This window comes from Mesorhizobium sp. 128a, from assembly GCF_053848025.1.
In genome coordinates, this window is record NZ_JBSPKY010000023.1 from 22976 (window position 1) to 41941 (window position 18966).

16 protein-coding genes are annotated in these 18966 nt (G+C 59.8%); 6 read left to right on the forward strand and 10 right to left on the reverse strand.

Annotation, left to right across the window (positions count from 1 at the left end):
• Positions 1–95 precede the first annotated feature (95 nt).
• The 8 genes from nifA to ACWTU9_RS28535 all read right to left on the reverse strand — a co-directional run bounded on the left by nifA (position 96) and on the right by ACWTU9_RS28535 (position 7789).
• Positions 96–1814, reverse strand: coding sequence for a nif-specific transcriptional activator NifA (gene nifA / locus ACWTU9_RS28500; protein ID WP_455861227.1), 1719 nt, complete (start codon positions 1812–1814; stop codon positions 96–98).
• Positions 1815–1985: 171 nt separating this feature from the next.
• A complete protein-coding gene (locus ACWTU9_RS28505; RefSeq protein WP_455861228.1) occupies positions 1986–2285 on the reverse strand; it encodes a ferredoxin family protein in 300 nt (99 codons plus the stop codon).
• Positions 2286–2296: 11 nt separating this feature from the next.
• Positions 2297–3604, reverse strand: a complete 1308-nt coding sequence (locus ACWTU9_RS28510; protein WP_455861229.1) for an FAD-dependent oxidoreductase — start codon at positions 3602–3604, stop codon at positions 2297–2299.
• A gap of 11 nt (positions 3605–3615) precedes the next feature.
• Positions 3616–4725 carry an electron transfer flavoprotein subunit alpha/FixB family protein gene (locus ACWTU9_RS28515; RefSeq protein WP_455861230.1) on the reverse strand — a complete coding sequence of 370 codons (1110 nt, stop codon included), beginning with the start codon at positions 4723–4725 and terminating at the stop codon, positions 3616–3618.
• Position 4726: 1 nt separating this feature from the next.
• The gene (locus ACWTU9_RS28520) at positions 4727–5590 is read right to left on the reverse strand and encodes an electron transfer flavoprotein subunit beta/FixA family protein (protein ID WP_455861231.1); all 864 of its coding nucleotides are present in this window, start codon (positions 5588–5590) and stop codon (positions 4727–4729) included.
• Between the two features lie 181 nt (positions 5591–5771).
• On the reverse strand, positions 5772–6155 hold the full coding sequence (gene nifW, locus ACWTU9_RS28525) for a nitrogenase stabilizing/protective protein NifW (protein ID WP_455861232.1): 384 nt from the start codon (positions 6153–6155) through the stop codon (positions 5772–5774).
• Between the two features lie 59 nt (positions 6156–6214).
• Positions 6215–7393, reverse strand: a complete 1179-nt coding sequence (gene nifS, locus ACWTU9_RS28530; RefSeq protein WP_455861233.1) for a cysteine desulfurase NifS — start codon at positions 7391–7393, stop codon at positions 6215–6217.
• A 75-nt stretch (positions 7394–7468) separates the two neighbouring features.
• Positions 7469–7789, reverse strand: a complete 321-nt coding sequence (locus ACWTU9_RS28535; protein ID WP_455861234.1) for an iron-sulfur cluster assembly accessory protein — start codon at positions 7787–7789, stop codon at positions 7469–7471.
• A 1155-nt stretch (positions 7790–8944) separates the two neighbouring features.
• Here ACWTU9_RS28535 and ACWTU9_RS28540 point away from each other — a divergent pair.
• Complete coding sequence (locus tag ACWTU9_RS28540; RefSeq protein ID WP_455861281.1) at positions 8945–10684, forward strand: ABC transporter ATP-binding protein; 1740 nt, start codon at positions 8945–8947, stop codon at positions 10682–10684.
• Complete coding sequence (locus ACWTU9_RS28545; RefSeq protein ID WP_455861235.1) at positions 10684–12585, forward strand: ABC transporter ATP-binding protein; 1902 nt, start codon at positions 10684–10686, stop codon at positions 12583–12585. The genes ACWTU9_RS28540 and ACWTU9_RS28545 overlap by 1 nt, the downstream gene beginning before the upstream one ends.
• Positions 12586–12770: 185 nt before the next feature.
• Here the strand turns inward: ACWTU9_RS28545 and rpoN are convergent, their stop codons facing one another.
• On the reverse strand, positions 12771–14201 hold the full coding sequence (rpoN, locus tag ACWTU9_RS28550; protein ID WP_455861236.1) for an RNA polymerase factor sigma-54: 1431 nt from the start codon (positions 14199–14201) through the stop codon (positions 12771–12773).
• A gap of 16 nt (positions 14202–14217) precedes the next feature.
• Complete coding sequence (locus ACWTU9_RS28555) at positions 14218–14811, reverse strand: redoxin family protein (RefSeq protein WP_455861237.1); 594 nt, start codon at positions 14809–14811, stop codon at positions 14218–14220.
• A gap of 949 nt (positions 14812–15760) precedes the next feature.
• Between ACWTU9_RS28555 and ACWTU9_RS28560 the strand changes: the two genes are divergently transcribed.
• The 4 genes from ACWTU9_RS28560 (at position 15761) to ACWTU9_RS28575 (ending at position 18782) form a co-directional block, all read left to right on the forward strand.
• Positions 15761–16456: a nitrogen fixation protein NifQ gene (locus tag ACWTU9_RS28560; protein WP_455861238.1), complete on the forward strand. Its 696-nt coding sequence runs from the start codon at positions 15761–15763 to the stop codon at positions 16454–16456.
• 141 nt (positions 16457–16597) lie between these two features.
• On the forward strand, positions 16598–17830 hold the full coding sequence (locus ACWTU9_RS28565) for a cytochrome P450 (protein ID WP_455861239.1): 1233 nt from the start codon (positions 16598–16600) through the stop codon (positions 17828–17830).
• 44 nt (positions 17831–17874) lie between these two features.
• On the forward strand, positions 17875–18078 hold the full coding sequence (locus ACWTU9_RS28570) for a ferredoxin (protein WP_455861240.1): 204 nt from the start codon (positions 17875–17877) through the stop codon (positions 18076–18078).
• Between the two features lie 161 nt (positions 18079–18239).
• Positions 18240–18782, forward strand: a complete 543-nt coding sequence (locus ACWTU9_RS28575; protein ID WP_455861282.1) for a nuclear transport factor 2 family protein — start codon at positions 18240–18242, stop codon at positions 18780–18782.
• The last annotated feature ends 184 nt before the right edge of the window (positions 18783–18966 follow it).

Below are 18966 nucleotides of genomic sequence, written 5' to 3' on the forward strand. Positions count from 1 at the left end.
TCGGAGAAGCGTATGGGATCGCCAGAGCGATTGTCTCTGGTCCCGCACAGGGCGGGGGACACCGAAACTTCACATGGTTCAGACGTTAAGCTCGTCTAAAATTTCTTCACCTTGATCCCGTGACGGCGTAGAGCATACCCGACTTGCCGCGGCGTGAGGCCGAGGAGACGAGCCGCTTTGGCCTGGACCGAGCCTGCCTTATCCATCGCGTCGATCAGCCGGTCGCGTTCCGTCAGGCGCGGGCTGCCCGTTGTGTGACAATTGGGATCGTTCCGATCGGCCGGCAGCTGCGATCCATCTCGGTTCATGGTGCCACGAGCGAGATCGGCGACGGCATTTGTGCCCCGCGAACAGCCGGCTCCTTTCCAGATGAGCGAAGAAAGACACTGGCCATTCCTGCAGGCGAAATCCGACGGAACTATCGTCTTCGACCGGGCAAGTGTCGCCGTCCTTAGCACGCAGTTTTCCAGCTCTCGGATGTTGCCAGGGAAGTGGCATTGCGAGATCACATCAATCGCCGATGATGCGAAGGTGAGATCGCGATTGTTCTCCCTGTTGAACCGATCGAGAAAGAATTCGGCAAGGAGTCGAATGTCTCCGGGGCGCTCCCTGAGCGGAGGCAACGTAATTGGTATCACATTGATGCGGTAATAAAGGTCGGCCCTGAACTCCCCATTCCCCACAGCCGTTTCGAGGTCCTTGTTGGTGGCGCATATAAGCCGGACATCGAACTTTAGCGTTCTGGTGCCGCCGACCCGCTCCAGTTCGCCTTCCTGCAAGACGCGCAGCAGCTTGGCTTGAAAGGAAGGCGAAATCTCACCGATCTCGTCAAGCAACAACGTTCCGCCATCCGCCAATTCGAAACGGCCGGCGTGCTGCGAGATAGCCCCAGTGAAGGCGCCCTTTTCGTGCCCAAACAGTTCCGATTCCAGGACGGTTTCAGAGAGCGCGGCGCAGTTCAACTTGACGAAGGACTTGTTCTTCCGAGGTGAGAATTTATGGATTGCCTTTGCAAAGGCTTCCTTGCCGGTGCCGCTTTCCCCCCGCAGCAGCACGGCGGCATTCGTGCTTGCCACGACCGGGATCATTTCGAGCACCTGTTTGAGCGCGGGACTCTTCCCCACGATTCCGTCGATTTTGACGTGCGGATGCCGGTCGCGATCCGTCCTTCCATCGCCGGGCGATGGTTCCGGTTTCTCTTCGACAAGCCGTTGAACCCCCATGCTCGGGAGGCGATGGAGATAGATAATTTGGCCGACGAGGACGGCGACCATGCTTAGGAAGCCTACGTCCTCGTCATTGCGGAAATTGATCGAGCCGTCCCCGACGCGGTCGATCCACAATGTTCCAAGGGTTTCATGCTGAGCTTTCAGGGGAACACCGATAAAGCTCACCGGCAGAGTGTCGCCGCTCAAGGGCATCTGGGGATCAGCCTGAAATAGTTCCGACTTGCTGACGTCCTCTGTGATGACCGGTCTCGCCGTAGCGACGATTTGGTCGATTACAGCCTTTGGTATGGCGCGACGAGTGATGGATTGCGGTGGATAGACGTTGCCGGGCGTCGCGGCGATCTCCGGCTCTCCATCAGCGCCGAGCACGATGATTGCTCCATGGCGCATTCGCACAAATGAAGACAGGATCGTGACGACATCGACCAGTCTCGTCTCCAGCGGGGCAGGGGCGGTTAGGATCTTCGATATTTCGTATAGGCCCCTGAGCGAAATATCCGCTTTATGCATATTTCCGATGGCTGGTTCAGGCAGGGTGATTGGAAGTCCCACTTCGTCGACCCTGCCGCGCATCGTGTCGTCCATAGAAGCAGCTCCGTGTATTCCCCCACCTGCACGTTCTGGATTTGCGAAGGTCGAAGAGGAGTATCGACCATGCCGGCTTCAACTGACGAGTTCCTGACAACGCCGATGCGACGTGTTGCCGCAACAGCGAGTTGCACCCGGGCGCACTTGTTGAAGGGGTGAGTGCTGGGGTCATCCGAACTTGAACAGGACACCGAAACCGCCGCGCGGATAATTCCACGTGATCTCGCCGCTCCCCTCGCATAGCACTCGGCATGTGCCACACTCCATGCACCCCTCGGCCGCGATCTCAACTTGGCCCGTGGCGTTCAGCTCATAGCATTTGGCAGGGCAGATGCGTGTCAACGCGAGCAGGTTCGCGCTCGGGCTTTGGTGAGGTCGCACCTTAATATGCGGACGCCCTGCATCGATGAGATAACGGTTCTGATATAGCTTGTCCTCGACGCGGCCGGCCGGCACTGTGATCGTCATTTTGCTCTCCCTCAGCGCCAGGCCAATGCCAGGCGAAGCGCGTCGCTGACCAGCCCCCAGCGCGATCGCGTCTTTATGAACGCAGCAGTGGTCGCTTTTTCCTTATCGATTTTCGGGGTGCCGTCGACCCGCACGAGGTTCTGCGCGGCCAGAGAAATCAGCTGCGGGTATGTCATGAAGAAATTGTGCGAGTTGGTGTGCAACAGTGCCGGCATGTCCTTATGTTTTCGCAAGTCCTTGAGGACAAACGACTTGTCGAGCATGGTTTTGTAAAGGACGAGGTTCCGCTTGGTCATCGGGGCGTTGCGGCTCTTGACCTGAACGATCGCCTCGCCCGCGATGCGGCCGGACGTCATGGCGAGGTTCGAACCCTCACGGTGAACCGCGTTGTTCAATTGCGCTGCATCACCGACTGCCACCCAACCGTCGCCGAAGAGCTGCGGGATCGCCTTATAACCACCTTCGGGAATAAGATGGGCGGCATATTCCTTCACCTCCGAGCCCGCTATCAGCGCCCGGACCGAGGGGTGGTTCTTGAATCCGTCGAGCAGCACGTAGGGGCTCTCCATCGTGGCGGCGAAATCGGAAACGAGGCAACCGATGCCAAGCGAGATCGATTCCCTGTTCGTGTAGAGAAACGCTAGCCCGGTCATGCTGCGGGAGATGGTGCCCGCCGCCTCGATCACGCAGCCTTCATTGCCCTTGAGGCCGAAGCGCTGCTCGATCACCTCTTCGGGCAGGAAGTGCATCTCCTTGACGGCCAGTGCCACGGTTTCGGGCCTCGGCATTTCGCGCAGGCCCGACCGCGTGCCAAGCAGCCCGTTAACCCCTTCCGCGAGTACGACCACGTCCGCCAAGATCCTTTCGCCGTCTCTGTCGGTCCGAACGCCTATGACCTTGCCCGTGATATCGTATGCCAGCTCCGTCGCCGTCGTCTCGCACAGGACGGTCGCGCCGGCCTCGCGCACCTTGCGCGAAAACCACTTGTCGAACTGGGCGCGGATGATTGTGTAACGATTTGGCTTTGCCTCGTTGAAGTCGTCGGACCGATAGTGGATCCCAGCATGGGATGTCTTGTCCATCATCCAGAAGCGCTGCTCGACCAGATGCCGCTCAACAGGCGCGTCATCGCGAAAATCCGGGATGATCTTCTCTAACATGTTCGCATACATGATGGCGCCCTGGACATTCTTGGAGCCCGGATACTCGCCGCGCTCCAGTTGCAGCACCTTCAGGCCGCAGCTTGCCATCGTGAAAGCAGCTGCGTTGCCGGCCATGCCGGCGCCAATGACGATAGCGTCGAACTTTTCCTCGACCATGGCCGTCTCCCTTAGCTCGCAAGCTTGTCGCGACTGTGCGGCGACAGCCGCCGGGTGAAGGCTTCCGTCAAAGCCGGCAGGAAGCGGATCGCATCCGTGGCGATACCGATATGGGCGAAATCGAAAATCGGCGCGTTCGCATCGGTATTGATCGCCACGATCAGATCGGCGCTTTCAATGCCCACCCGGTGCTGGATGGCGCCGGAAATTCCGGCCGCGATGTAGAGCTTCGGCCTGATGGTCTTGCCAGTCTGGCCGATCTGCCGTTCAGCCGGCATCCAGCCCTTCTGGACCAGCGGACGCGAACAGCCATATTCGGCGCCGAGCGCTCGCGCGAGCTTCGTCACAACCTGCAGGTTCTCCGCCCCGCCCAGGCCGAGACCTCCCGCAACAACGACATCGGCATAGGCCAGATTTGCCTTTACCGACTGCGCATCGGGCAAGAAGCCAAGGACCTTGGTGACGATCTCGTCCTCGAGCATCGACAGCTTGTGTTGGACGACCTGCCCGACCGGCTTTTCCATACGCTGCGGCATCGCCATGACTCTCGGTCGCACTGTCGCCATCTGCGGCCGGCAGTTGAGCGTATAGATGGTGCACAGCAAGGAGCCCCCGAAAGTCGGCCTGGTCGCGGCAAGCGAACCGTCAGGATCCACGTCAAGTTGTGTGCAGTCGGCCGTGAGCCCCGTCAGCAAGGTGGTCGCCACGGAGCCGGCAAGATCCCGGCCACGCATGGTGGCACCCAGAAGCAGGATCTCGGGTTTGTATTGATTGACCAGGTCAGTCATTGCCTTGGTGAAGGGCTCGTTGCGGTAGTCGGCGAGCAGCGGTGCCTCCACGATATAGGCAAGGTCGGCACCATAGGCGAAGGCCTGGGCGACGGCATTCCAAGAGGCCTCTCCCGGCGGTCCGAGCACGACCCCCGCAAGCTGCACGCCAAGCTTGTCGGCCAGCTTGCGACCTTCCCCGAGCAGTTCGAAGGAGACCGGATGGACTTCGCCGCGCTCCAGCTCGATGAACACCCAGACGTGCCGATATTCCTTGAAATGCTCAGGCAGATCCTTCTTCATGCCGGCACGACCGCTGGCGGCAGGCGGGGTTTCTCGGTTCACGCTTGACATCCTAAGCTCCTTGCCCTGAGCCACCCTCGAAGGCCAGTTCGTGTTCCAGCGCCGGCTGGCGCGCGAAAATTGCGGCAATCAGCTCGTCGGCGAGATCACGCAGCGCCTTATCTGCGGTGTCGATTTGCACCGCCTTTTCTGCCCGGCTGGTCGGGGCGAACACACGCTTCACGACAGTTGGCGATCCGCGAAGGCCGCATTTGCCGAGGTCCCCGATACCAGCCTCTGCCGCACTCCACTTTACGATCTGGCTGCGGGCGGCGCGCAGCGCATCGTGCAGCGAGCCGCGACGGATCTCGTTGACACCTTCCAGCACCGTAATGAGGCAAGGAAGCTTGCTTTTCACCATCTGCATGCCGCCCTCCGCGCGGCGCTCGACAGTGATCTCGCGCGCATCGAGATCAAGGGAGGCGATCTTCGCGACGTAGGTGAGTTGCAGGAAATCGAGGCGCTTGGCGATGCCAGGCCCGACCTGGGCCGTGTCGCCGTCGATTGTCTGCTTGCCGGTGAAGACGATGTCTGGCAGGCCGAACGTCTCACCGATCTTGCCGATTGCCTGAGCGAGCGCAAACGAGGTCGCCAGGGTGTCGGAGCCGGCAAAAAAACGATCGGTCAGGAGCACCGCACGGTCGGCCCCGTAGGTGAGCGCCTTGCGCAGCGCGTCCTCGGCCATAGGCGGCCCCATGGTGAGCACGGTGACCTCGCCGCCGTCGGTGTCGCGTAGTCTCAGCGCTGCTTCAAGGGCAAACAGATCGTATGGGTTGATGATGGTCGGCACACCCTGGCGCATGATCGTGTTGGTCACCGGGTGGACGCGTATCTGCGCGGAGTCCGGGACCTGCTTGATACAGACGACGATATGCATGCGGTCTCTCTGGCTTCTATCAGGATGCGGCTTGGCGCTTGATCTGCTTGCAAGCACCATTCGTGCCAACCGTTGAGCATCGCGCCATACCTTTGAGCCGCGGCACTCTGCTTCTGAGGTGTGTCCGTGAGAGGCGGGTTTGTCGGCTTCACGACATTGTCGTGTCGCAACCGTGTCGCGTTCACTCCTTTCCGAACGGTTTCAGGATGGAAGCGAACGGGACGAAGGTGCGGCCCGGCGTGGCGGGGCGATTTGGGTCGTGGTCTTTGAGCACCTTGAAGACCCGGTGCCTGAGCGGCGAGGACGTCGCGAAGTCCTCATAGGCGCGTTCCAGTGTGGCGCGCGCGCGCGCGGCGATCACCTGGTCTGTGAGACCGGAGAAATCCTCTTCGGCGAGATATTGGCCCATGCGCTTCATGATGTGGAGCCGCGAGACATCGAGCACCTTCGGATCATAGAAGACGCCAAGGGCCACGAAGAACTCCTCCGCAGCAGACAAGCCTTTCAGCCGCGTGAGAATGTCGGTGACGTCGATGATTGGCCTTTCGGTGGAACAGTGGCTCATTGTAAACTCCCTTGTGATGATGGTCTCGGGCTCGGCTTCCTCTCCACCAAGATCCGCATTCAAATCCCTTCGCCGTATCCATTGCAGGCCGGGAAGGGATCACGGAGCTTCTCCACGAGTGCGGGCACGACCTCGAGCACCCGGTCGATATCCATCGCGCTGTTGTCGCGCGACAAGGAGAAGCGGATTGCCCCTTGTGCCGCGCTGCTGGCAACGTTCATTGCTTCTAGGACATGGCTGAGCTCCTGCGAGCCGCAACCGCAGGCCGAGCCAGAGGAACAGGCGATCCCCTCGCGATCGAGAAGGAGCAGCAGGCCATCGGCCTCGATGTTTTCGAAGGCGATGTTGGTCGTATTCGAGAGCCGATCCAGCGGATCGCCGGTCACGAAAGCGCGTGGAATGCGCTGGAGAAGCCCGCATTCCAACCGATCGCGGAGAGATTTTATGAGCTTGCTGTCCTCATCCATGAATTTCATGGCAAGTTCGGCTGCCTTGCCAAGCCCGACGATGCCAGGGGTATTCTCTGTGCCGGCGCGCCGGTTGCGCTCCTGGTGCCCGCCCTTGATCAGCGAACGGAAGTGCACGCCGCGCTTCACATAAAGCGCACCGATCCCTTTAGGGCCATGCAGCTTGTGACCGGAGAGCGACAGCATGTCGATAGCCGTCGATTTCAGCTCCATCGGAAGCTTGCCGACCGCCTGCACCGCGTCCGTATGGAACAGGGCACCGACTTCCTTGGCCAATTCAGCAAGCTCAGCGGCAGGGAAAATCGTGCCGGTCTCGTTGTTTGCCCACATGATCGAGACGATTGCCACGTTCGTGGTCAGCGCCGCCTTATAGGCGTCAACGTCGAGCCGGCCACGGCCATCCACCGGGATCTTGTGCACCTTGAGGTCGCACGTCTTCGCAAGATGCTCGCACAGCGTCAGCACGGCCGAATGCTCGACCGCGGAGGTCACGATCTCTGTGCGGTGAAGCATCACCCTCAGCGCCGAAAGGATCGCCGCATTGTTGCTTTCCGTTCCGCCCGATGTGAAGGCGATCTCATCGTCGAATTGCGCGCCGATCAGCGCTTGCACCTGCTGGCGCGCCTTTTTCATGGCCACGCTCGCGGCAGCGCCAAATCCGTGCTTTGACGAAGGATTGCCGAACTGATCCATAAACAGCGGCCGCATCGCTTCATAGACTTCAGGATCCACTCGTGTGGTTGCGTTGTTGTCGAGATAGACCGGCCTCATGAAGCTCTCCTTAGCTGACCGAAAACACGCGTTTTGGGCAGACCCGACCGTCGACGAGTCTCTTCTCTCAGGCCATTAGCCGAAGGACTTCCCACAAGCGCATTTTTCCCGGGCGTTCGGGTTATCGAAGACAAAGCCAGAGGATTCGAAGCTGGTGACGAAATCGACCGTCATACCGGCGACATGGGGTTGCGAGCTTACGTCCACGAACACCCTGACGCCGTCTGTCTCGATGACCGCATCGCCCTCACGCGCGAGGCTTTCCAAGCCCATGAGATACTTCAGTCCCGCGCAGCCGCCCCCCTCGACCTTGATGCGCAGGCCTTCCGCCGGCTCCTCGGCTTGGGAAAGCGCGGTCCTTACCGCGGCGACAGCATTTTCGGTGAGCGTGATCATGGGACGCCTTCTCCTCGAGTGCGCGATGCGTTCGCCGATGGCGACGCATGGACCGTGCCAAAGAGAAAGTTGTTTTAAACAGCGTAATGTTTTTAGCACCGGCACGTCGCATATCGAAAATCGTCGAACATCGGACAACATGCAGCCGGTAGGATGGCGTGGGTAGGCTTTTCCCGCGCCTCCGCTCTTCCCTAGAAATGCTGGGCACCAAACACCACTGTCGGCTTTGTCGAGCCCACAACATACCGGGGTCCCGCCAGCTTTCTCTTGGGCTCTTCAAGCCATTGAATAAGCTGGGAAACTGTTCTGCGAGGCTTTTTCGACGCAGTTGGCATGGCTTTTGAAACTCCTTCGTTGCGAGGCGGCAAGAAAGCGACCGCCATTCATGTCACCCGTGACATCGCAGCGAAGGAAGGACAAACATGTCAGGTCTGCCTCAGATCCCCATTCAATGGGCCGCGTGGAATTTACATTGGCCACCCCCCAAAACACGTTCGCCGCCATTGTCGATCTTCGGCAAAAGATCTTGATCGTCAGCTGCGACCCATCGCCGATTCCATCGGCACACCGCCGCCTCTGCTTCGACGTTTCGGAAGCGCGCTGAGACCGGCAGCGAACTGGTTGGCGATGAGATCGCAGCCATCAAGAGATCGATGCCGGCGAGGCGACCACGATGGAGCCAACTGGCTTTCGCCTGCCGAGCTGCGGGACATCCTGCCCCGCAGTCTCCTTCGCCTACCAGCGCCTTCGCTTTGAAAAGCTGATCGACCCCGACTCCGATATCGATGCGATCGCATACCCGCTCGGCGACCCCATCGGGGGCTCGGTATGGCAAAGATCATCCGACGCAGTGCCGTCGCAATGACCATCTCGAAGGACTCGCGTCTTTCGATCAGGCCGAGCTCAGCCGTTTGCCTGCTCGCCACGCTGAAATCTAACGCCCGGAACATCGGAAAAATGGAACTGGGTAATTGTCTTCCAGCAAGTGCTTGTTCCGGTAAGCCGCCCAGCGTGCTCGCGGAGCAAAACAGATCGGGAAATTACGCCGTGAACAGTCATGCCGATGGCGCAGCAAACAATCCGAGGAATCCGTTCGCACATGTGGAGGCCGCGGGCTGGGGCCAGGGCCTGAGAACGCTCACGCGTATTACCTACATGAATTTGCGTCACCCGTGGCAGGTTGCTTTCGCTATTGGAGCGACATTCATCGCCGCAACCCTCCAGCTGCTCATTCCCAAACTGCTCGGTAAGGCCGTTGACCAGGTCCGGATCGGTGGTGTCATCTCCGGCGGTGCCGTCGAACAAGCGCTTTGGACATCGGCTCTCCTGCTGCTCGCCGTCAGTGTGCTGCGCGGCCTATTCACATTGGCGCAGAACTACTTTGCCGAATCGGTCGGGCATCACTTCGCCTATGAGCTGCGGCTCGCATGCTATGAGAAGATCCAGCGCCTCAGCTTCTCCTTTCACGACCAGGGTCATTCAGCCGATCTGATCACCATTTGCATGCTCGATCTCGAAGGTGTGTGCTGGTATTTCTCCACAGCGCTGGTCCGCGCTGTCCTGCTGGCCATGTTAATCGGCATTGGCGCCTACATTCTGCTCTCCACCAATCTGGTGCTCGGCGTCCTGGCGCTAAGCTTTGTGCCGTTCGTCGCATGGCGCTCATCGCGAACCCAGCTCAAGCTGCGCGCCACCTGGTTCGAACTGCAAGGGCGGCTCTCGGTTCTGAGCCGCGTCATGGAGGAAAATCTCTGCGGCATCCGCGTTGTCCGCGCTTTTGCCGCACAAGCCTATGAGATGCTGAAGTTCGAGCGTGCCTCCAAGAACGCCCTCGCACTTGCCCAGGAACGCGCCGACATCTACGCGCGCGACACTTCTGCGATGACCTTCTCCTTCTTGTTTGCGATGGGGCTGGTCCTCTGGATTGGCGGCAACAAGGTCATCGCCGGTGAGATCAGCGTCGGAACCCTCACGACCTTCCTGACATTCATGACCGTCCTGCAAATGCCGGTCCGGCAAATCGGGCTGATGATCAACGCTTTCGCTCGCGCTTCAACATGCGGTTCACGTCTGTTCGGCTTCCTCGACCAGGACATCACGATAAAGGACGCACCCCACGCTAGTCCCCTCGAGATCAGCGAGGGCACTGTGCTTTTTGACAATGTCTCGTTCGCTTATCCTGGCTCTGAAAACCGCCAGATCCTGCGCAATATCAGTTTCCAGGCCCGCAGAGGCGAGACTGTCGCTATCGTCGGTCCACCCGGCTCGGGCAAGTCGACAATCGCTCACCTGATCCCACGTTTTTACGATGTCACCGGCGGCACCATCACGCTTGACGGCCAAGATATCCGCAATGTCACTCTTTCCTCGCTTCGCAGGGCGGTCGCGGTTGTGCAGCAAGATCCTTTCATGTTCACCACAACGGTGGAGAACAATATCGCTTATGGAGACCCCTGGGCCAACGAACCGCGAATCGAGCGCGCAAGCGAATCCGCCCAGCTGCACAACTACATTCTGGGCCTGCCCGCTGGCTACAAAACGGTGGTGGGCGAACGTGGCGTTTCCCTCTCGGGCGGCCAGCGCCAGCGTCTCACAATTGCCCGCGCGATGATGCTGCGCCCCTCAGTCATTGTCTTTGACGACTCGACCGCGGCAATCGACGCCGCTACCGAACAGCGCATTCGCTCGGCCATGCGCCGTTTCGCCAAAGACCGCGTGACGATCATCATTGCCCACCGGCTGAGTTCCGTCATGCACGCCGATCAAATCCTTTTCGTTGAAAATGGCGAGATCGTCGAACGTGGCACGCATAAAGAGCTTCTGGTCAAGGCAGGGCGCTATGAGGCTCTTCACAATCTTCAGACGCGCCCACGCGATGATGAGGGCGCGAACTGATGCCCCACATCGTCGACGTTGAAAGCGAACGCAACAGTGTCCGCGACGGTATGCGTCCGCCCCGCGCTGTCGTCGGCTCGCATCGGATCGAAGACGAGGTGTTCGGACAGGCTTTTGACAAGAACATTGTCCGGCGCATCTGGGCATTCGTTGAGCCTTACCGGATCAAGGCTGTTATCGCGCTTGTCGCAGTCCTGATCTGCGCCGGCGTGCAGCTTCTGATCCCGCTGATCATCCGCTACGCGGTCGAGCACGCCATCACTCCGGGAAGCCGCGATCGCTCTGCGCTGCTTGCGGCCGCTGGCGCCTTTTTTCTCGCGATTCTGGCCAATCACGCTGCCAGCTACATGCAACAGAGCGTGATCGGCAAAATGGTCGAGGTTGTGCTCTTCGACATTCGCAGCGCCATGTTCGGCCATCTGCAGAAGGTCTCGCTTTCCTTTATGGACCAAACCGAGGTCGGACGTCTGATGTCGCGACTCCAGGGCGATGTCAGTTCAATCCAGGAATTTCTTGAGACCTCAGTGCTTTCGGTGGGCGATATCGCCCTTCTTTTCGGCATCATCTTCGTCATGCTGTGGCTGGACTTATCGTTGGGGCTCCTTACGCTTTCGGTCTTGCCAGTCCTCTTCATCGTCCGCATCTTGTGGCTGCCGAGCGCCCGCAATGCCTTCATGGCCGCGACTGAGACCAATTCGGCCACCAATGGCGCACTGGCCGAGGCCATTCACGGCGTGCGAGCCGTCCAATCCATGGATCGCCAGCAGGTCAACTTTCTCCTCTATGACGACAAGGCCCATGCCAATCTCAAGACGCAACTGACAGCTGCCAAATACGCCCAGGTCATGGTGCCGATTGTCGATACCCTCACGGGCCTTGCCATGGCCGCTATCGTCCTGGGCGGTTCAAAGGTCGTGAACGACCGCATTGCTGTGGGCGTGACGATAGCATTCTTGTTCTATATCCAGCGCTTCTTCGACCCGATCCGCTCGCTCACGCTGCAGTATTCTGTCATGCAACGCGCAATGGCCTCGGGTAAAAGACTGACAGAGGTGCTCGACCTGGACATCGAGATTCATGACAAGCCGGACGCCAAAGCGCTTTCGCCGCAGATGGACGGTTCGGTCGAATTCAGGAATGTCACTTTCGGCTACGATCCCAAACATCCGGTGCTGAAAAACATTTCCTTGAAGATCAGCCCCGGCGAGACGGTCGCCCTGGTTGGCCCAACCGGTTCGGGCAAATCGAGCGCCATGGCGCTCGTTCACCGCTTCTACGATGTCCAGCGCGGCCAAGTGCTGGTCGGCGGACACGATGTGCGCGATCTGACCCAGGAATCGCTCGGGCGGCAGGTCGCCATGGTTCTGCAGGAGCCGTTCCTCTTCACGGGCACGATCTTCGATAACATCCGCTACCATAGGACGGACGCGACGCGCGACGAGGTCATCAAAGCCGCCAAAGCCGTCGGCGCCCATAACTTCATTGTGAGCCTGGCCGGCGGCTACGACGCCCCTTTAGGCGAGCGCGGCGGCAATCTCTCGCTCGGTCAGCGCCAGCTCATCAGTTTCGCTCGCGCTCTCGTGGCCGATGCCAAGATCCTCGTCCTCGACGAGGCGACCGCCAACATCGACAGCTACACGGAAATGCTGATCCAGAAGGCTCTGACAAAGCTTCTTGAAGGCCGCACTGGCTTGGTGATTGCCCACCGTCTTGCCACGATCCGCAATGTCGACCACATCATCGTGCTGCAGAACGGAGAAGTGATCGAAACCGGCAACCACGATCAGCTGATGGCCATGGGCGGGCTGTACTTCAAACTCTACAACCTCAATCATGCCTCGTTCGACGACCTTCCCGAGGAGCAACTCGATGTCACCGCGCAAAGAGGAGGCCAGACTTGATGCCGCAGCCGGCTGTTCACGCGATTGCCAGGAACTGGTTCAGCACCCGGCGGGGCGACCGCGCGCCAGGGCGACGCGCCCTGGGTCGGACAAACGCCACGGCCACCTCTCTCACCAATCAAGAACGCCATGACTTGGATCATGAAGCTTTCGCCGCGGGACGAGCGGGAAGATTTGATCACTCGTCAAGGCCAGCCACGCTTTTCCCGGCGCCGTTGCACGGAGGAGGGGATGTTCATTGCCTCCCGGTATTTCATGACGGTGCGGCGAGCAAGGTCGATGCCGTTTTTCCTCAGCCGCACAGCAATGTCCTCATCGGAAAGCACGGCTTCTTCCGCGGCGATCATCGCCTTGATCTGATGGCGAACGGCTTCGGCGGAGTGGGCGCCGCCGCCTTCGCAAGAGCCGATCGCGACGGTGAAAAAATACTTCAGTTCGAATACGCCCCGCGGCGTGAGCATGTACTTGTTCGACGTCACCCGGCTGACAGTCGACTCATGCATGTTGATAGCGTCAGCGACGGTTCTGAGATTGAGGGGCCGCAGATGCGCCACGCCATGTCTCAAAAAGGCATCCTGCTGGCGCACGATCTCAGCGGCCACCTTAAGGATCGTCTTGGCGCGCTGGTCGAGGCTGCGGACAAGCCAATTCGCGTTCTCCATGCATTCGTTTAGGAACGCCTGATCCTTTGGGTTTTGGGCGGTGAGCCGCAAGACTTCGACGAAATAGCTTTGGTTGATCAGCACCTTGGGGAGCGTGTCAGGATCAAGTTCGACATTCCATCCACCTTCGTGCGACGGCAGCACCCAGACGTCAGGTACTATTGATTCCGTCCCCCCTGATTGGATTCGGTGGCCAGGCTTGGGATCGAGCGCACGCAGTTCGTGCAGCATGTCTACAAAGTCGTCTTCATCAACCCCGCAACGCCGCTGCAATGCCTTGAAGTCGCGTTCAGCAACCATCTCGAGATTGGCCACCAAAACTGCCATCGCTGGGTCGAACCGGTCTTGCTGACGCAACTGTATTTCAAGGCACTCGCCGAGAGTTCGCCCAAATAGCCCCGGCGGATCAAAACGCTGCAAGGCTGCCAGAACCCTTTCCACGACAGACAGGGGAACATTCAGGATCCCCGCCAGCCCCAAAAGGTCCACCTGAAGATACCCGGCGTCATCCAGATGACTGGCAAGCGCGCCGGCAATCATCCGCTCCTGTGGGTTGAACGCAGTGAGGGCGATCTGACGAGCGACATGTTCGTGCAGTGTTTCGGGATTGGCGACAAACCTTTCTGCGGTAAGGTCTTCCCCTGACCCGACAGCGGGTGTGTCGCGCGTTGACTTCTGTTGCCTGAGCCGCTCCGAAGGCTCGGCCCTGAGAGGCCCATCGACCAGGTTTTCGCGTTCGCCGCTGGGCACCTCTCCCAAAATCGGCGAGACATCACCATCAGCCTCACTGTCGTTTGTAGTCAGGTCCAAAAGGGGGTTCTTCTCGACTTCCTGCTCGACGAATTGGCGCAGTTCCGTATGCGCCAGTTGCAGTAAGCGAATCGACTCGATGAGTTGAGGTGTTAAAACCAGAGTTTGCTTCTGGCTCTGAAGCAGGCTTGCTGAGGGCTTCATGATTACCGCAACGCCCCTAGCCTGTACGCAACGGACCCTGTGAGACGTTGATGCCACTAGGCCATACCGCGGCCGTGGTTTTAACGCCCCTTAGGGTTTCAAGGATGTTCTGCGGCGACGAGACGCCATAGGGGTCGGTCTCGCAGTTGTCGGAGAAACCGTCCTCCTCGAACCATTGCTCCACTACACCATCGTTGATCAGCGCGGCGTAACGCCAGGAGCGCATGCCGAAGCCGACATTGTCCTTGGCCACCAACATACCCATCTTGCGCGTAAACTCGCCCGAGCCGTCCGGGATGAGCTGAACCTTCCGAAGCCCCAAGGCCTTGCCCCAAGCATTCATGACATAAGTGTCGTTGACCGAGACGCAGTAGATCGCCTCAACCCCCTCTTTCTCGAACTCATCATAGAGCTCTTCGAAATCAGGCACTTGGTAAGTCGAGCAAGTCGGCGTGAAGGCACCAGGCAGCGAGAACAGGATGACGCGCTTGCCCCTGAAACAGTCGTCCGACGTTTTGTCATCCCAGCGGAACGGATTTGGCCCGCCAATAGATTCGTCGCGAATACGCATGCGAAAGGTCGCGAAGGGAATCTTCTTGTTCACGGTCATCAAGTATTGCTCCTGTAGAGGGGAAACTGGCGAAATGCTTCTCTGTGGGCCGGACGCAACATCGACACTGGCCGGCATGGGGCAGGCGTCTTGCCGGGCCCGATCCTTGACGTCTGTACGGCGACGGTCAGGCTCCCGCTCTTTGGCACCCGACGACGTCGATCTGGGGGACTTGGGTTCTCTGGCACGCCTTCTACGGCCATGCCGTTGAAAGGGATATCGACGACGAATTGCTTGTCCTCGAGTAAAGTGCGCCGGATCGCTCACGTCAGCATGGCGGTCGAGGGCAAGACAGAGATCCTCATCGATGTCGACGATGTTTCGACCAGCATCCTCGCCGCGCTCGAGACGGATAGTCCCGCCGGCTCCAGGACGGCCGCAGACGTCCGCCAATATCTGAACGCACCGGAAATGTGTTGCCTCACCGTCAGCAACGGTGGTGGTGGGCAACGTAGCCGCCAAAGGCGGCCGCATATGCGTGTGCCCTGCATTCCAGCCACATCGACATTGCCCCTCGCTCTGCAACAAGTCTCATCTCCTCGGTCCGTGAAGCGTTCGCGGATCTCCACGCATGGATCGTGCCAAAGGAGAAATCGTTTCTAAAACAAGGTGGCGGTTCCAACATGCTTTGTCGCATGTCGGACATCGGACAATGCGAAGGGCGGTCGGATGGCTCGGGCAATTCCGCGTCCGCTGCGCAGAATCCTGTTCACCATTCCGGGGAGGGTGAAACGGACACTCACTGTCGGGTTGTCCAGTCCGGGACAGTAGTGTCTGCCCGCGTTCTAGCTACGCTCCCACCAAACTGACAAGAATGCTTTCCAGCTTCTCGTTACACAGCTGGCGGCGCAGTTGGCACGCCGTTTGAATCCCTCACCACGAGCGGTAGGGACGCAGGCTTTCAAGTCGCGGATGACGTCGCGATCGAGGGACGAAGCAAGGAAGCAAAATGTCAGGTCAGTCTCAGGAAGTCATCGGCAGGAAAACGGGCATCACCCGCCGAGTTCGAACGCCCTATCGGCCCGATCGGCTTCCACACGCATACGCGCCCGGCGCCGGCCAATGGCCTTCGCTCGATCCGACGGTCAGGTTCGACGAGCATGTCCTTGCCTGTGTCCTCTCAAGAGCGCTCGAGGAGATCGATGCCGGCGAGGCGACTGCGACACAGGCAACCGGCCTTTCGCGAGCCGATCTGCGTGATGTCCTGACGGACCGTTTCCCGGATGTCCCTATCAGTGCCTTCGCCCTGGAAGAGGCGACCGACGTCGAGCCAGAGATGGAGGAACAACTGATGCGCGACCTGCTATTGGCGCAGGCCCGGCCGCAAGACCCGGCGAGCGCCCGGTTTGCCAAAATCATCGCCCGGCGCGCCATGCGCGATGACCATCTTTGGCAGGATCTTGGCCTTTTCAACCGGGCCGAACTCAGCCGCTTGCTAGCTACGCATTTCCCGACACTGGCAGCCGGCAACACCAAGAACATGAAATGGAAAAAGTACCTTTACCGCATGCTCTGCGAGGCTGAAGGCTTTTCAATATGCACCGCGCCCAGTTGCCGCCAATGCAATGATTTCGAAAGCTGCTTTGGCTCCGAGGAAGACGAAAGCTGCCTTGCACGGATCAGGAACGACATCGGCCTGAATTAAAAGCCGCTTCCGTCAAAGGTACGAGCCGCCAGCGCTTCACCGGCTATGTTGCTGGGAGGAGGGAAGTTCATCGCTTCGCACTTTTTGTGACAGTGCGCTCGAGCCGGAGGCCTTACCCATGCAGCCCCAAGGAGGCGTCAGATGAGGAAAAATGAAGTTGCGAGCAGTCCGGTCCCAGATCATGTCCCGCCCGAACTGGTAAGGGACTTCAGCCTGTTCACGTCGCCTGGGATGCCACCTACGGCCAACGGGGATCCCCACGCGGCTGTGGCCTGCGTCCATGCCGGGCCGCCGATCTTTTACGCCCCCCACAACACGCGCGATGGCCGGGGTACCTGGGTCATCACGCGCGCCAGAGACCAGCGCAGAGTGCTGCAGGACACCGAAACCTTTTCCAGCCACCGCAGCATCTTCGCCTCCGCGCTCGGCGAAAACTGGCCGATGATCCCACTCGAACTCGACCCACCGGCTCATGGGATTTTTCGTTCACTACTCAACCCACTGTTTTCACCCCAGCGGGTAAGAGCGCTGGAACCAGCTGTCCGGGAGCGGGCGATCGCACTCATCGACAGGATCGCCGCCTCGGGCACAAGCTGCGATGTCATGAAGGACTTCGCCTTCCCTTTCGCGGTCAACATCTTTCTTCGCTTTCTCGGGCTATCCGACGACCGCCTCGACATATTTGTCGGCTGGGGGAAGGATCTCCTCCACGGCGAGGCCGTCAAAAGGTCGGCAGCGGCCCAGCGGATTGTCTCTTTCATCGACGAACTTGCAGCCCTGCGCCGCAAGGTACCCGTCGGTGATTTCATGACCTTCGTCGTGCAGGCTAAGGTCGAGGGCCGCCCGCTGACCGACAAGGAAGTCCGCGGCATCGGCGTGCTCGTGTTCGTCGCGGGTCTCGACACGGTCGCAGCAGCGATAGGCTTTGATTTGTCCTATCTTGCGCGCAATCCGAAAGACCAGGAATGGCTGCGGAGCAAACCCGAACGCATCGTGCTGGCAGCCGAAGAATTGCTGCGCGCCTTTCCGACCGTGCAGATGCTCCGCGTGGCAACCAAAGATATCGACTTCGAAGGCGCACCCATCCGCAAGGGGGACTACATTTCCTGTGCCACGATGATTGCCAATCGTGACCCGACGGAATTCGCATACCCCGACACGGTCGATCTGGCACGAGAGGAGAATTGCCACTCCGCCTTTGCCTATGGTCCCCACCGCTGCCTTGGCTCACACCTTGCCCGGCGCGAGATTGTCATTGGCCTGGAGGAGTGGCTGGCGCGCATCCCGGCGTTCCGGATCAAGGAAGGTACGGCGCCCATCACCCACGGCGGCCATGTGTTCGGGATCGAAAATCTGATCCTGGACTGGTGCTGACCACGCCCTCCTCGAGCTGGAGGCATAAATATGGAGCTAGTGCCATGCGCATCATCGTCGACAAGGATAAATGCCAGGGCCACGCGCGATGCTGGGCACAAGCACCGGACGTCTTCACGCTTCATGACCAGGGCTACATCCTGCCCGGTGACATCAAGGTGGCAGTGGGAGACGAACTGCTGGCGGCACGAGGCGCACGATCCTGCCCCGAACGTGCACTGGAAATCGATGGCACGGCCGCTGCTTGATCGGTGTCATCGGGCGTGTTGCGGCCTGGCTGCATCGAGCCGCACCCAAAACACGCAAACAGCCAGGCAACGTCCACCGTCTCGTCAAGCCCCGAACAACCGTTGTTGCGCACCTGAAGGCGCGAAAACGCCTCTTCCAATCTCAGAACTTGGGACAAGCAATGGACCATGCAAAAGTTATCGAACTGCTCGACCGGGAGGCCATCCGCGACTGCCTTTATCGGTACTGCCGCGGAATAGACCGCGCCGACGAGGCAGCACTGCGCAGCGCGTATTGGCCCGATGCGCATGACAATCATGGTGCCTATTGCGGCCCGGCCGAGGGCTTCATCCAGTTTGCGCTGGATATCTTCAAGACCCGACCGCGCTACGTCCATCAGGTCACGAACATCCTGATTGATTTCATCAGCCCGGCTAAGGCTGCGGTCGAGAGCTATTTCACCGCGCTGCAACGCGGACCCGACAAGGCCGGCGAGATACGCCAGGAGCTCCTCTGCGGCCGCTATTGCGATCTGTTTCAGAAGCGGGAAGGGGCGTGGCGGATTGCCGAACGGACGGTGGTCTACGACTGGCAGGAGGAGCAGATCCCGCCGGCGGGCTTCGAGCCAGAGCGGTTCGGGCCCCGGCAGCCGGTCGGAGCACCGCATCCAGTCGACCCGGTCTACGCGCTCGCCACGCGCCGCGGTGGAGGCGAAAGACTATGACTGTGCTGCAATGTCCCAGCCCCGCTTCCGGCGAAGGCCTGCCCGCTTGCCATGCTGCGGAGATGATCAGAGACCCGGAGCGGACTAGGCCCTCTTGGGACGGAATTGGGCCGTCACCGGAACGTGCTGCTGTGCCGAAACCGATCCTTCCGCCTGCTGGCGTCGCCGGGCCGAGATCCGTGGC